We start from the raw sequence: 13,036 nt of genomic DNA on the forward strand, positions 1-13,036 counted from the left end.
GCCTTGTTGATCCAGGGATGGATGATGGCCTCGCCTTCCTTGAGGCCAAGCCGCGTCAGCATGGAATCGAGCCGGTCGGAGCCGAAGATCCGCATCAGATCGTCTTCCAGCGACAGGAAGAACTTCGAGCGGCCGGGGTCGCCCTGACGGCCCGAGCGGCCACGGAGCTGATTGTCGATGCGGCGGGATTCATGACGCTCGGAGCCGATGATGTAGAGCCCGCCCGGCTTGTCGACGGTCTTGGCCGGCTTTGCGCCCTTGGCCGGCTCGAGCTCGACGGTCTCCTCGGCCTTCAGCACGATGTCGCGGAAGCGCTCGACGTCGGCCTTGATCTGCTCGATCCGCTTCGCCTTTTCCGCCTCGTCGGTGATCTCGGCGGTCTCCTGCGCGATGCGCATGTCGAGCGAGCCGCCGAGTTTGATGTCGGTGCCGCGGCCGGCCATGTTGGTCGCGATCGTGATCGCGCCGGGCACGCCGGCTTCCGCCACGATATAGGCTTCCTGCTCGTGGAAGCGCGCGTTCAAGACCGCGAACAATTTTGCCGGCTTGCCGGCGCGCGCCGCGGCATAGAGCTTGTCGAGCGCGCCGGGCTTGCCGAAATCGATCTGCTTGTAGCCGTTCTGCTTCAAGAACTCGGCCAGCACCTCCGACTTCTCGATCGAGGCGGTGCCGACCAGAACCGGTTGCAGCCGCTGGTTGGCGCGCTCGATCTCGGCCAGGATCGCGGCGTATTTCTCCTTCTGCGTCCGATAGACCTCGTCGTCCTCGTCGAGGCGCGCCACCGGCAGGTTGGTCGGGATCTCCACGACCTCGAGCTTGTAGATGTCGAACAGCTCGTCGGCCTCGGTAGCGGCCGTGCCGGTCATGCCGGCGAGCTTCTCGTACATGCGGAAATAGTTCTGGAAGGTGATCGAGGCGAGCGTCTGGTTCTCCGGCTGCACCGGCTGGTGCTCCTTGGCCTCCAGAGCCTGGTGCAGACCTTCGGAGTAGCGCCGGCCCGGCATCATGCGGCCGGTGAACTCGTCGATGATCACGACCTCGCCCTCGCGGACGATGTAGTCCTTGTCGCGGGTGAACAGCGTGTGCGCGCGTAGCGCCTGGTTGATGTGGTGCACGACCGAGACGTTCTCGACGTCGTAGAGCGAATCGCCCTTGAGCTGGCCGGCCTCGCGAAGCAGCGTCTCGATCTTCTCCATGCCGGCCTCGGTGAGCGTCACCGTGCGCTGCTTCTCGTCGACGTCGTAGTCGGACTTGTCGAGTCTCGGGAAGAAGGTGTCGATGGTGTTGTAGAACTCGGAGCGGTCGTCGAGCGGGCCGGAGATGATCAGGGGCGTGCGCGCCTCGTCGATCAGGATCGAGTCCACCTCGTCGACGATCGCGTAATAGTGCCCGCGCTGGACCATGTCCTCCAGGCGGTATTTCATATTGTCGCGCAGATAGTCGAAGCCGTATTCGTTGTTGGTGCCGTAGGTGATGTCGCTCGCATAGGCCTGCTTGCGCTCGCTGTCGTCGAGGCCATGCACGATCACGCCGGTGGTCAGACCCAGGAAGGAATAGATCTGCCCCATCCAGGCGGCGTCGCGGCGGGCGAGATAGTCGTTGACCGTGACGACATGGACGCCCTTGCCGGCCAGCGCGTTGAGATAGACCGCGAGCGTCGCCACCAGCGTCTTGCCTTCGCCGGTCTTCATCTCGGCGATGTCGCCCTCGTGCAGCACCATGCCGCCGATCAGCTGCACGTCGAAATGGCGCTGGCCGAGCGTGCGCTTGGCCGCCTCGCGCACCGTGGCGAAGGCCGGCACCAGGATGTCGTCGAGCGTCTTGCCTTCGGCGAGTTCTCGCTTGAACTCGGCGGTGCGCGCCTTCAGCGTCTCGTCCGAGAGTGCGGCGACCTCGCCCTCCAGCGCATTGATGGCGTTGACCCGGGATTGGTACCCCTTCACCCGCCGGTCGTTGGCGGAGCCGAAAAACTTGCGGGCGAGCGCGCCGATCATTGCCAAATCCCTGTCTCTTGCGGTCAGAGGCGTTGCCGCCGTGACGTTGTCTACCTGATTGCCTATCAACTCACTGTGACGCGCCCTGGTGCCATCGGACCCCGCGCACAACCGCCAATGAGTGGGATATTGAGCAATTCTGGGTTCAGCGGCAGAAAACGCAGCAAAATGAGCGCCATCGCCGGCGACAAGTTGGTGCAGAAATATGGCTGGGTTTCCGCCTTGTCAACGGCGCCCCGACCCAGTCCCGAATAGCCCTCGGACCATCACCGAATGGCCGGGATTTCATGATTTTGCCAGAGTTTCGCGTTGCCAAGGTGTCTCGATTGGGCGAGTGTCCCGGCCGCCCCAACGGCCCATCCCGAACGTTAAGGATTTTCCATGACCACCCCGTTCTCGGCAACGAAAAGCGGTCTGCGCCCTGACTTTTCCTTTGCCACCGCCCTGGCGGGCTGTCTTGCGCTGGCGCTTTTCGCGGGTCCTGCCCGCGCCGAGGACAAGCTGCTCGCCAAGGTCAACGGCGCCGAGATCCACCAGAGCGACGTCGCGCTCGCGGAAGAGGAACTCGGGCCGAGCCTCGCGCAGATGGACCCCGCCAGCAAGGACGACAACGTGCTCGCCTTCCTGATCGACATGAAGGTCGTGTCGAAGGCGGCCGAGGACAAGAAGGTCCAGGATACCGAGGAATTCAAGAAGCGGCTCGCCTTCACCCGCAACCGGCTGCTGATGGACAGCCTGCTGGCGACCGAGGGCAAGGCCGCCACCACGGACGACGCCATGAAGAAGGTCTATGCCGACGCCTCCAAGGAGATCGCGGGCGAGCAGGAGGTGCATGCCCGCCACATCTTGGTGGAGACCGAGGACGACGCCAAGGCGGTCGAGGACGAGCTCAAGAAGGGCGCCGATTTCGCCGAGCTCGCCAAGAAGAAGTCCAAGGATCCCGGCGCCTCCGATGGCGGCGACCTCGGCTTCTTCACCAAGGACCAGATGGTGCCGGAATTCTCTACCGCCGCCTTCGCGCTCGAGCCCGGCAAGATTTCCGATCCGATCAAGACCCAGTTCGGCTGGCACGTCATCAAGGTCGAGGAGAAGCGCAGCCGCAAGGCGCCGGAGTTCGAGCAGGTCAAGGGCCAGATCGAGACCTATGTCGCTCGCAAGGCGCAGGCCGATTATGTCGGCAAGCTGCGCGAGGCCGCCAATATCGAACGCATGGACAAGCCGGCCCAGGGCGCCGCCAAGCCGGATGCCGCGGCCGCACCGGCACCTGCGAAAAAATAGCCCGGTCGCTGTCCTGACGGCCGCCTGCCGGGAGCAGCGGGGCGAACGTTTCGCAAGCCGGACGAGGTCCCTCGTCCGGCTTTCTTGTTTTCATCGGCAACGCAACCTCTCCCCGCCCGCGAGCAGAGGTGATACAGAGCGCTTCCTTTTGCATCGCCCGCCGGAAGCGCTTCCCATGTCCTCAACCGTGTCCCCGCTCGCCCCGACCGAACTCCCCGACATGCCCGAGATCGCCGGCGTCAGGCTCGCGACCGCGGCCGCCGGCATCCGCTACAAGGGCCGCACCGACGTGCTGCTCGCGATCCTGGACGAGGGCACGACGGTGGCCGGGGTATTCACCCGGTCCAAATGCGCATCCGCGCCAGTCGAATGGTGCCGGGCCAAGCTCAAGGGCGGCAAGGCGCGCGCGCTGGTGGTCAATTCCGGCAATGCCAATGCCTTCACCGGCAAGACCGGCAAGCAGTCGACCGCGCTCACCGCACAGATCGCCGCCAAGGCGGTGGCCTGCAGCCAGAACGAGGTGTTCCTGGCCTCCACCGGGGTGATCGGCGAGCCGCTGGACGCCAGCAAGTTCGACGGCGTGCTCGGCGATCTCGCCAAGAGCAACGCGCCCGCCGACTGGATCGGCGCCGCCAAGGCGATCATGACCACCGATACCTTTCCAAAAGTCGCGACCGCGACCGTCAAGCTCGGCAAGGCCAAGGTCACCATCAACGGCATGGCCAAGGGCGCCGGCATGATTGCGCCCGACATGGCGACCATGCTGTCCTTCGTGTTCACCGACGCGCCGATCTCGGCGGCCGCGCTGCAATCGCTGCTCAAGAGCGGCGTCGAAGACACCTTCAACGCCGTCACCATCGACGGCGACACCTCGACCTCGGACACGCTGATGGCCTTTGCCACCGGCGCGGCCGCCGCTCATGGCGCGCCGAAGATCAGCCGCGCCTCCGATCCGCGGCTCAAGGCCTTCACCAAGGCGCTGCACGCGCTGCTCGCCGACCTCTCCGAACAGGTGGTGCGCGACGGCGAAGGCGCGCGCAAATTCGTCGAGATCATCGTCGAGGGCGCGGTGAGCAAGATGTCGGCGCGGAAGATCGCGATGTCGGTCGCGAACTCGCCTTTGGTGAAGACTGCGATCGCCGGCGAGGACGCCAATTGGGGCCGCGTGGTGATGGCGGTCGGCAAGGCCGGCGAGCCCGCCGACCGCGACAAGCTCTCGATTGCGTTCAACGGCATCCGGGTCGCGAAAAGCGGCGCGCGCGATCCATCCTACGACGAAAAGCAGGTGTCGGAGGCGATGAAGGCGCCGAAGATCCAGATCAAGGTCAGCCTCGGCCTCGGCAAGGGCCGCGACCGCGTGCTGACCTGCGACCTCACCAAGGAATATGTCGCGATCAATGGCGATTATCGGTCGTAGCGGTGATGGTTTTGGATCGATCTGTCCGCGAACTCCGTTCACCTCTCCCACGCTTGTCCGCCGAAGCCTTGGCGAAGGCGGATGCGGGGGAGGTCGACGCGCTCGCAAGAGCGCGGCGGGTGGGGGCGGACGCGGCTCGCCAGCAATTGCGAATCCCCGAGTGGCACACCCACCCCAGCCCTCCCCCGCAAGCGGGAGAGGGAGCGCACCGCCGCTGCCGGAACAGCTTTGCCGAATCTCAACGAGCCGAGTTCGAGTAGCACACCATGGCCGAACTCAAGCTCACGCTGGTGGTGGCCTGCGCGCTGATCGACGCCGACAACCGGGTGCTGATCGCGCAGCGGCCGCCGGGGAAATCGATGGCAGGCCTGTGGGAGTTTCCCGGCGGCAAGGTCGAGGCCGGCGAGCGGCCGGAGCAGACCTTGATCCGCGAGCTGAGCGAGGAGCTCGGCATCCAGGTCGAGGAGCCCTGCCTGGCGCCGCTCACCTTTGCCAGCCATGCCTATGAGAGCTTTCATCTGTTGATGCCGCTCTATGTCTGCCGGCGCTGGGAGGGCAGCCCGGCGGCGCGCGAGGGCCAGACGCTCGCCTGGGTGCGCGCCAACAGGCTGCGCGACTATCCGATGCCGCCGGCGGACATCCCGCTGCTGCCGCACCTGGTCGAGCTGTTGATGTGACCGCGGTCAGCGGCTCCCGCCCTTCTTCACCGCCTTTTCCAGGCTCGCCGTCGCCGAGCCAGGCCGCAGCGGCTTCGGCTGGCTCTCATGCGGCGCCCAGCCGGACAGCCAGACGATGTCGAAGGTGGCGCGGACGCGGCCGTCGGCATCGGCAAAGCGCTCGGCATAGATGTCCGCCATCCGCAGCATCGTGGCACGGCGGGTCGGCGCCCGCCGCCGCTCGCGCAGGACGTTGGTCGCGCCCATCCGCCTGAGATCGGCCATCAGCGCGAACGCGCTGTCGTAGCGTACCACGACGCGATCGACGTCGGTGACCGGCAGCGCGAAGCCGGCGCGCTGCAACAGCGCGCCGATGTCGCGAAGATCGGCGAACGGCGCCACCCGCGGCGACACCCCGCCTTCGCATTCGGCCTCGGCCGCCGCGAACGCCTGCCGCAACTCGGTGAGGCTGTCGCCGCCGACCATCGCCGCGAGCAAAAGCCCGTCCGGCTTCAGCGCGCGGCGGATCTGCGCGAGCACACCGGGCAGGTCGTTGACGAATTGCAGCGCCAGGGCGGACGCGACGAGGTCGAGGCTTTCGGGCCGAAGCGGCAGTGCTTCGGCCGGCGAATCCGCGAGCGCGACCCGCGTGACCCGCTCGAAACGCGCGGCCGGCAGCACGCCTTCCCCCGGCGTCCACAGCTCGGCGACTTCGGCAAAACGCCGGTTCACCGCGGCGAGCCGATCCACCATGTCCTCGGCGGCGCGATCGAGCAGGAAGGTCACGGGCCCCGACCGCCGCGCGCGCCCCTGCCGCGCCGCGAGCAGCGCGCGGTCGAACAGGACAGGGGCAGCGGACGGGGTTGTGGCCATGGCAGCGGGTTAAGCCGTTCCCGTCGCCGTAGGCAACGGCTTGAGTGACGGAACCGGCAAAGCTAGCTTTGGCAGGCATGGAAGCCGAGATCGCCCCATCCCGCTCGCCTCTGACCGTGTTCCGCCACGCGCTCGGCGCCGGCCATCGCGCCTGGAAGACGGCCGCGCAGCTCGCGCTCGACATTGCGCTGCCGACGCTCTGTGTCGCCTGCCGCGAGCCGGTCTCCGGCGACGGCGTCTGCGCGGCGTGCTGGGCAAAGCTCTCGTTCATCGAGCAGCCCTGCTGCCCGCGGCTCGGCATTCCCTTCGTCTACGATCCCGGACCCGACATGCTTTCGATGGAGGCGATCGCAAGCCCGCCCGCCTACCAGCGGGCGCGCGCGGCGGTGCGCTACGACGACGTCGCCCGCACGCTGGTGCACGCGCTGAAGTACCAGGACCGCACCGATCTCGCTCCGACCATGGGCCGCTGGATGGTGCGGGCCGGACGCGAATTGCTCGCCGGCGCCGATATGTTGATTCCGGTGCCCTTGCATTGGCGACGGGCGTGGCAGCGCCGCTACAACCAGTCGGCCGCGCTGGCGCGCGCGATCGAGCGGCACAGCGCCGTGCAGCTCCAGGGTGACGTGCTCGTGCGCGTTCGCGCCACGGCGCAGCAGGTCGGGCTGTCGCGCGCGCAGCGCGCCAGCAATGTGCAGGGAGCCTTCAAGGTACCCCCCGACCGGCAGCCCGAGGTCCGGGGCCGCCGCGTCATCCTGGTCGACGACGTCTTGACATCGGGTGCAACCCTCGACGCTTGCGCGCGGGCGCTGCTGCGCGCCAGGGCGGCCCAGGTCGACGTCATGGTCTTTGCCCGGGTTGTCGATACCCCCAAAACTCCCATATAGTCGGGACTTCCTGTTCAAACCGAGCGCGAGATGACCGCTGCGATCGAAATCTATACCCGTCCGGGCTGTGGCTATTGCAGCGCCGCCAAATCGCTGTTGGCCCGTAAGCAGGCCGTCTTCACCGAATATGACGCCGGCAAGGACCCGAGCTTCCGCCAGAAGATGTACGACCGTGCCGGCGAAGGCACGACCTTTCCGCAGATCTTCATCGGCGAGATGCATGTCGGGGGCTGCGACGAGCTCTACGCGCTCGACCGCGCCGGCAAGCTCGACGCGCTGCTCGCGGGCGAAAAGGCTTCCTGATGAGCGCTGACCTCACCTTCACCGCCGCCATGGTGCAGATGCGCACCGCGCTCCTGCCCGAGCCGAGTCTCGCGCAGGGCATGAAGCTGATCCGGCAGGCCGCAGCCGAAGGGGCCGACTACGTGCTCACCCCCGAAGTGAGCAACATGATGCAATTGAACCGCAAGGCGCTGTTCGAGCATCTGTCGAGCGAGGACGAGGATCTGTCGCTGAAGGCCTATCGCGGGCTGGCGAAGGAATTGAAGATCCATCTGCATATCGGCTCGCTGGCGCTGCGCTTCTCGGCCGAGAAGGCGGTCAACCGCTCCTTCCTGATCGCCCCCGACGGCATGATTCTCGCGAGCTACGACAAGATCCACATGTTCGACATCGATCTTCCGGATGGCGAGAGCTACCGCGAATCGGCGAACTACCAGCCGGGCGAGACGGCGGTCATCTCCGACCTGCCCTGGGGTCGGATCGGGCTGACCATCTGCTATGATCTGCGCTTTCCGGCGCTCTACCGCGCGCTCGCCGAAAGCGGCGCGGCCTTCCTCACGGTGCCGTCGGCCTTCACCCGCAAGACCGGCGAAGCGCATTGGCACACGCTATTGCGTGCCCGTGCCATCGAGACCGGCTGCTTCGTGTTCGCCGCCGCCCAGGGCGGCATGCACGAGAACAAGCGCGAAACCTATGGCCATTCGTTGATCGTGAGCCCGTGGGGTGAGATTCTCGCCGAGGGCGGCACCGAGCCCGGCGTGTTCCTGACGAAGATCGACCCCGCCAGGGTCGAGGCCGCGCGCAAGTCGATACCCTCGCTGCAGCATGGCCGGCGTTTTGGCGTCGCTGATCCGAGGAACGGGCCCGAGCATCTGCACCTGGTGCGGGGTTCGGCATGATCCGATACTCGCTCCGCTGTGAGCAGGGCCACAGTTTCGAGAGCTGGTTCCAGGACTCCACCGCCTACGACCAGCAAGTCGCGCGCGACCTCGTGAGCTGTCCGGTCTGCAATTCGGTCAAGATCGAGAAGGCGATCATGGCGCCGCGGATCGTTGCCAAGAAAGGCCGCGACCGCACCGCCGAGCCGTTGGCCACCACGTCCGCGCCGCCGACCGCACCAGTGGAGACGCCGAACGCGGCGCCGTCGCCGCTGATGATGGCGCAGGAGCATGAGCTGCGGTCCAAGCTCAAGGAATTGCGGGATTACGTCGTCAAGAACGCCGACAATGTCGGCGAGCGCTTCCCCAACGAGGCGCGCAAGATGCACTATGGCGACATCGAGCACCGCCCGATCTACGGCGAGGCCTCGCCGGACGAGGCGCGCGCACTGATCGAGGAAGGCGTCGAGGTCTCGCCGCTCCCGGTGCTGCCGGAAGACAGGAACTGACGCGCGACGCGCGTCATTCCGGGATGGTGCGCCAGCACCAGACCCGAAGTCTCGAGATTCTCAGGTGCGCCATTGCGCACCGTGGTTCGCGCTAACGCGCGCCCCGGAACGACGACAAGGGGCTCATATGTCCTTTCAATCCTGGCAAGTCTGGGCGCTTCTCTCCGCGGCGTTCGCGGCGCTGACCGCGATCTTCGCCAAGGTCGGCGTCGAGGGCATCAATTCCGACCTCGCCACGCTGATCCGCACCGTGATCGTGCTGGTGGCGCTTGCGTTGATCCTGCTTGCGACCGGCCAGCTCGGCCATCCCGGGCCGATCTCGGGCAAGACCTGGCTGTTCCTGCTGCTGTCGGGGCTCGGCACCGGCGCGTCCTGGCTATGCTACTTTCGCGCGCTGAAGCTCGGACCGGCGACGCTGGTGGCGCCGATCGACAAATTGAGCGTGGTACTGGTGGCGCTGTTCGGCGCAGCCTTTCTCGGCGAGCGTCCCTCGCTGAACGGCTGGCTCGGCATCGCGCTGATCTCGGCCGGCGCGGTGCTGATCGTGGTCAAGAGCTGATCAGGCCGCCACCAGCAGCGCCACGCCGATCACGATCAGCGCGATCCCCGACAATTCCCGCGCAGAGGCGCGCTGCTTGAACGAGTAATAGGCCACGCCCTGCGCGAACAGCACCTCGACCAGCGCCAGCGTGCGCACATTGGCGGCCGCCGTGAGCGCGAACGCCAGGAACCAGAACTGCGAGGCGAACGCCCCCATGAAGCCGGCGAGCATCGAGGGCCGCCATAGGCCGAGGATCGACCTCAGGATCTTCGGCGCGCGCCACAACAGATAGATCGTCAATAGCAGGGTCTGCACGAACAAGCCCCACACCAGCGTGTAGGTCGCCGCGGTGACGAAGGAGAGCCCGCTCAGCGTGATGATGGCGCCGCGATAGCCGATCGCCGACAGCGCGAACATCGCCGCGGCGACCAGCCCGACGATGGTCGGCCGCACCTCGGCGAAGCTCTTCTCCCCGCCGGGCCTCAGCGCGGTGAGGATGACGCCGATGGTCGCGACCAGGATCGCGACCACTTTCATCGCCGTGAGCTGGTCGCCGAGAAAGACGAAGCCGAAGATCGCGGTCTGGATCGCCTCGGTCTTCAGATAGGCCGTCGTCACCACGAAGGAACGCGCATTCATGGCGAGCAGCATCATGCCGGTGGCGATGATCTGGGTCAGCGCGCCGAGCAAGAGCCACGGCCAGAACACGCCTGCAGGCCATGGCACGCGATCGCCCGTGAACGCCAGCACACCGACCAGGAACAAGAGCGAGAATGGAAAACCGAACAGGAAGCGGATATTGGTCGCGCCCCAGGTGCCGAGCGGCCCGGTCAATGACCGCTGCATCGCATTGCGTGCGACCTGGCCGAGCGCGGCGACGATGGTGAAGGGAATCCAGAGCGAGGCGGTGGAAAACATGAACGGGACTGTCGGCTGAAATGGCAGGCCAACCTGCCGGTCACCGCAGGTGCGGTCAACCCGGACGTTGCATGACAGGATTGCAGGCCGCCGATCCCGTCGCGGCCGGAAGCCTCCGTCACACCATCTGCTCGGCCACCACCATGTAGTTCACGTCCATGTCGGCGGAAAGGCTCCAGCGATCGGCGAAGGGGCTGTAGACCACGCCGCTCTGCTCGGTGACGACGAGGCGGTTGTCGAGCAGATGTTTGGCGAGCTCGTCGGGGGTGATGAACCTGTCCCATTGATGGGTGCCGCGCGGCAGCCAGCGCAGCACATATTCGGCGCCGACGATGGCGAGCGCAAAGCTCTTCCAGTTGCGGTTCAGCGTCGACACCACCATCAGCCCGCCCGGCTTCAGCACCGCTCCGCAGCGGCCGAGGAACAGGCCGACGTCGGCGACGTGTTCGACCACCTCCATCGCCAGCACGATGTCGAACCGCTCGCGCATATCCATCTCCTCGATGGTGGTGCAGCGATAGTCGATCGACAGATGCCCCTTGTCGGCATGCAGCCTGGCGGCGGCGATGTTGGAGGCGGAGGGATCGACCCCGATCACCTGCGCGCCGAGCCGGGAGAACGGCTCGCACAACAGGCCCGCGCCGCAGCCGATGTCGAGCAGGCGGAGGCCGGACAGGCAGCCCAGGCTGCGGACGTTGCGCTCGAACTTGCGGCAGGCCGCGTCGCGGATGTAGCCTAGCCGCAGCGGATTGATCCGGTGCAGCGGCTTCATCTTGCCATTGGGGTCCCACCACTCCGCCGAAAGTTTCGAGAACTTGGCGATCTCGGCGGGGTCGATGGTCGATCCGCCCCCACCGGACGTGCTGGCGCGAAAATCCCCCGACATGGCTACCGCACGGTGGTGATGTGGCTGCGGAACTGCAGCGGCGAGGCGATGGTCTTGATGACCTCCTTGCCCTCGCCGACGCCCTGGATGGTTACGTCGCCATAGCCGAGAATGCGGCCCAGGATGCTCTGGTCGACGTCGACGCTCTCGACTTTGTCCAGCGCCATCTCGAAAGTGCGGCGCCGGATGAAGCCGGTCTTGTGCACGACGCGGATGTTGGTGACGTCGGTCTCGGTGGTCAGCCGGTGGAACCAGGCCCGGAAGGTCCAATACAGCGCCACGATCGCCACCACCGCGGCCGAAGCCAGGCACAACAGCGTGACCGCGTCGATCGTGGTCATCCGCGACAGGGTGAACAGGGCCAGCGCCACGATCCAGGCCGCGATCGCCGGCAGGTAGAACACCCAGTGCGCGTTGGTCGAATACAGCACCTTCTCGCCGGGCTGCAGGATCTCGTCGATATAACGCGCCATCTACTCCGCCTCGCCTATTCCAGCCGCCACAATTACCAACCCGCCCGGAACCCGCTTGCCCCGGAACGCGACGCTATGTATACGCGCGTTTCGGGCCGGGCGCTCGCGGTTTCGCGGGGACCCATCGAACTTATCCTCTTGCAGGGAATACACGTCTCGTCATGGGTCGCCTCGTGATGAAATTCGGCGGCACGTCCGTCGCCAATCTCGACCGGATCCGCAACGTCGCACGCCACGTGAAGCGCGAGGTCGACGCCGGCCATGACGTCGCGGTGGTGGTATCGGCCATGGCCGGCAAGACCAACGAGCTCGTCGAATGGTGCCGCAACGCCTCGCCGATGCATGATGCGCGCGAATATGACGCCGTGGTGGCTTCCGGCGAGCAGGTCACCTCCGGCCTGCTCGCGATCGTGCTGCAGGGCATCGGCATCCAGGCGCGCTCGTGGCAGGGCTGGCAGATTCCGATTCTGACCTCCGACGCCCATGCCTCCGCGCGCATCCTCGAAATCGATGGCCGCGAACTGATCCACCGCTTCGAAGACCGCAAGGAGGTCGCGGTCATCGCGGGCTTCCAGGGCATCTTTCCCGCGACCGGCCGCATCACCACGCTCGGGCGCGGCGGCTCCGATACCTCGGCGGTGGCGATCGCAGCGGCGATCCGCGCCGACCGCTGCGACATCTACACCGACGTCGACGGCGTCTACACCACCGACCCGCGCGTGGTGTCGAAGGCGCGGCGGCTGGACAAGATCGCGTTCGAGGACATGCTGGAATTGGCGTCGCAGGGCGCCAAGGTGCTGCAGGTGCGCTCGGTCGAGCTCGGCATGGTGCACAACATGCCGATCTTCGTCCGCTCCAGCTTCGACAGGCCGGAGGACATCGACCCCCACGCCAACCAGCCGCCGGGCACGCTGATCTGCAGCGAGGAGCAAATCATGGAAAGCCACGTCGTCACCGGCATCGCCTTCTCCAAGGACGAGGCGCAGATTTCCGTGCGCCAGCTCGAGGACAAGCCGGGGGTCGCCGCCTCGATCTTCGGGCCGCTGGCGGAGGCCAACATCAACGTCGACATGATCGTGCAGAACGTCTCGGAGGACGGCAAGACCACCGACCTCACCTTCACCGTGCCGGCCGCCGACTATGGCCGGGCGCGCGAGACCATCACCCGCGCCAAGGCCGCGATCGGCTATGCGCGGATGGACACTGCGACCGACGTCGCCAAGATTTCGGTGATCGGCAGCGGCATGCGCAGCCATGCCGGTGTCGCCGCCCAGGCCTTTTCGGCCCTCGCCACCCGCAACATCAATATCCGTGCCATCACCACCTCCGAGATCAAGTTCTCGGTGCTGATCGATGCGGTCTATACCGAGCTCGCGGTGCGTACGCTGCATACGCTCTACGGCCTGGATCAGGTGTAGGTTCACGTGTCCCGGACGCGGTGCAG

The 13,036-nt window shown here is 66.4% G+C and carries 14 protein-coding genes; 9 read left to right on the forward strand and 5 right to left on the reverse strand.

Going from position 1 to position 13,036, the window contains the following annotated elements:
- A partial coding sequence (secA, locus tag JOY90_RS34130) for a preprotein translocase subunit SecA (protein ID WP_291695491.1) occupies positions 1-1,994 on the reverse strand: 1,994 nt, incomplete at its 3' end.
- Positions 1,995-2,375: 381 nt separating this feature from the next.
- Here secA and JOY90_RS34135 point away from each other — a divergent pair.
- The 3 genes from JOY90_RS34135 (at position 2,376) to mutT (ending at position 5,366) form a co-directional block, all read left to right on the forward strand.
- Positions 2,376-3,272 carry a peptidylprolyl isomerase gene (locus JOY90_RS34135; protein WP_291695492.1) on the forward strand — a complete coding sequence of 299 codons (897 nt, stop codon included), beginning with the start codon at positions 2,376-2,378 and terminating at the stop codon, positions 3,270-3,272.
- Between the two features lie 175 nt (positions 3,273-3,447).
- Positions 3,448-4,689 (forward strand): bifunctional glutamate N-acetyltransferase/amino-acid acetyltransferase ArgJ, encoded by a 1,242-nt coding sequence (gene argJ, locus JOY90_RS34140; RefSeq protein ID WP_291695493.1) that lies wholly within the window; start codon positions 3,448-3,450, stop codon positions 4,687-4,689.
- A gap of 266 nt (positions 4,690-4,955) precedes the next feature.
- The gene (gene mutT, locus JOY90_RS34145) at positions 4,956-5,366 is read left to right on the forward strand and encodes an 8-oxo-dGTP diphosphatase MutT (protein ID WP_291695494.1); all 411 of its coding nucleotides are present in this window, start codon (positions 4,956-4,958) and stop codon (positions 5,364-5,366) included.
- Positions 5,367-5,372: 6 nt separating this feature from the next.
- Here the strand turns inward: mutT and JOY90_RS34150 are convergent, their stop codons facing one another.
- Complete coding sequence (locus JOY90_RS34150; protein WP_291695495.1) at positions 5,373-6,218, reverse strand: methyltransferase domain-containing protein; 846 nt, start codon at positions 6,216-6,218, stop codon at positions 5,373-5,375.
- Between the two features lie 77 nt (positions 6,219-6,295).
- On the opposite strand from JOY90_RS34150, the gene JOY90_RS34155 reads away from it, so the two are divergent.
- The 5 genes from JOY90_RS34155 (at position 6,296) to JOY90_RS34175 (ending at position 9,333) form a co-directional block, all read left to right on the forward strand.
- Entirely contained in the window at positions 6,296-7,105 is an 810-nt protein-coding gene (locus JOY90_RS34155) for a ComF family protein (RefSeq protein ID WP_291695504.1), read from the forward strand.
- Between the two features lie 30 nt (positions 7,106-7,135).
- Positions 7,136-7,408 (forward strand): glutaredoxin 3, encoded by a 273-nt coding sequence (gene grxC, locus JOY90_RS34160; protein ID WP_291695496.1) that lies wholly within the window; start codon positions 7,136-7,138, stop codon positions 7,406-7,408.
- Positions 7,408-8,286, forward strand: a complete 879-nt coding sequence (locus JOY90_RS34165) for a carbon-nitrogen hydrolase family protein (RefSeq protein WP_291695497.1) — start codon at positions 7,408-7,410, stop codon at positions 8,284-8,286. The genes grxC and JOY90_RS34165 overlap by 1 nt, the downstream gene beginning before the upstream one ends.
- A complete protein-coding gene (locus tag JOY90_RS34170) occupies positions 8,283-8,774 on the forward strand; it encodes a DUF1178 family protein (protein WP_291695498.1) in 492 nt (163 codons plus the stop codon). The genes JOY90_RS34165 and JOY90_RS34170 overlap by 4 nt, the downstream gene beginning before the upstream one ends.
- 127 nt (positions 8,775-8,901) lie before the next feature.
- Positions 8,902-9,333, forward strand: a complete 432-nt coding sequence (locus JOY90_RS34175) for an EamA family transporter (RefSeq protein ID WP_291695499.1) — start codon at positions 8,902-8,904, stop codon at positions 9,331-9,333.
- Here the strand turns inward: JOY90_RS34175 and JOY90_RS34180 are convergent, their stop codons facing one another.
- From JOY90_RS34180 to JOY90_RS34190, 3 genes are all read right to left on the reverse strand, one after another.
- Entirely contained in the window at positions 9,334-10,233 is a 900-nt protein-coding gene (locus tag JOY90_RS34180; protein ID WP_291695500.1) for a DMT family transporter, read from the reverse strand.
- 118 nt (positions 10,234-10,351) lie between these two features.
- The gene (gene ubiG / locus JOY90_RS34185) at positions 10,352-11,119 is read right to left on the reverse strand and encodes a bifunctional 2-polyprenyl-6-hydroxyphenol methylase/3-demethylubiquinol 3-O-methyltransferase UbiG (RefSeq protein WP_291695501.1); all 768 of its coding nucleotides are present in this window, start codon (positions 11,117-11,119) and stop codon (positions 10,352-10,354) included.
- A gap of 2 nt (positions 11,120-11,121) precedes the next feature.
- Positions 11,122-11,592, reverse strand: a complete 471-nt coding sequence (locus JOY90_RS34190; RefSeq protein WP_291695502.1) for a PH domain-containing protein — start codon at positions 11,590-11,592, stop codon at positions 11,122-11,124.
- Positions 11,593-11,753: 161 nt separating this feature from the next.
- Between JOY90_RS34190 and JOY90_RS34195 the strand changes: the two genes are divergently transcribed.
- Positions 11,754-13,010, forward strand: a complete 1,257-nt coding sequence (locus JOY90_RS34195) for an aspartate kinase (RefSeq protein ID WP_291695503.1) — start codon at positions 11,754-11,756, stop codon at positions 13,008-13,010.
- Positions 13,011-13,036: the final 26 nt, after the last annotated feature.

The organism is Bradyrhizobium sp., from assembly GCF_019242285.1.
Classification (GTDB): Bacteria; Pseudomonadota; Alphaproteobacteria; order Rhizobiales; family Xanthobacteraceae; genus Bradyrhizobium.

Excerpts from the sequence above, each read along its gene's own strand:
- JOY90_RS34150 (WP_291695495.1), bottom strand. The coding sequence starts at position 6,218 with ATGGCCACAACCCCGTCCGCTGCCCCTGTCCTGTTCGACCGCGCGCTG.
- JOY90_RS34155 (WP_291695504.1), top strand. The coding sequence starts at position 6,296 with ATGGAAGCCGAGATCGCCCCATCCCGCTCGCCTCTGACCGTGTTCCGC.
- JOY90_RS34135 (WP_291695492.1), top strand. The coding sequence starts at position 2,376 with ATGACCACCCCGTTCTCGGCAACGAAAAGCGGTCTGCGCCCTGACTTT.
- JOY90_RS34165 (WP_291695497.1), top strand. The coding sequence starts at position 7,408 with ATGAGCGCTGACCTCACCTTCACCGCCGCCATGGTGCAGATGCGCACC.
- mutT (WP_291695494.1), top strand. The coding sequence starts at position 4,956 with ATGGCCGAACTCAAGCTCACGCTGGTGGTGGCCTGCGCGCTGATCGAC.
- JOY90_RS34170 (WP_291695498.1), top strand. The coding sequence starts at position 8,283 with ATGATCCGATACTCGCTCCGCTGTGAGCAGGGCCACAGTTTCGAGAGC.
- ubiG (WP_291695501.1), bottom strand. The coding sequence starts at position 11,119 with ATGTCGGGGGATTTTCGCGCCAGCACGTCCGGTGGGGGCGGATCGACC.
- JOY90_RS34175 (WP_291695499.1), top strand. The coding sequence starts at position 8,902 with ATGTCCTTTCAATCCTGGCAAGTCTGGGCGCTTCTCTCCGCGGCGTTC.
- JOY90_RS34180 (WP_291695500.1), bottom strand. The coding sequence starts at position 10,233 with ATGTTTTCCACCGCCTCGCTCTGGATTCCCTTCACCATCGTCGCCGCG.
- grxC (WP_291695496.1), top strand. The coding sequence starts at position 7,136 with ATGACCGCTGCGATCGAAATCTATACCCGTCCGGGCTGTGGCTATTGC.
- JOY90_RS34195 (WP_291695503.1), top strand. The coding sequence starts at position 11,754 with ATGGGTCGCCTCGTGATGAAATTCGGCGGCACGTCCGTCGCCAATCTC.
- argJ (WP_291695493.1), top strand. The coding sequence starts at position 3,448 with ATGTCCTCAACCGTGTCCCCGCTCGCCCCGACCGAACTCCCCGACATG.
- JOY90_RS34190 (WP_291695502.1), bottom strand. The coding sequence starts at position 11,592 with ATGGCGCGTTATATCGACGAGATCCTGCAGCCCGGCGAGAAGGTGCTG.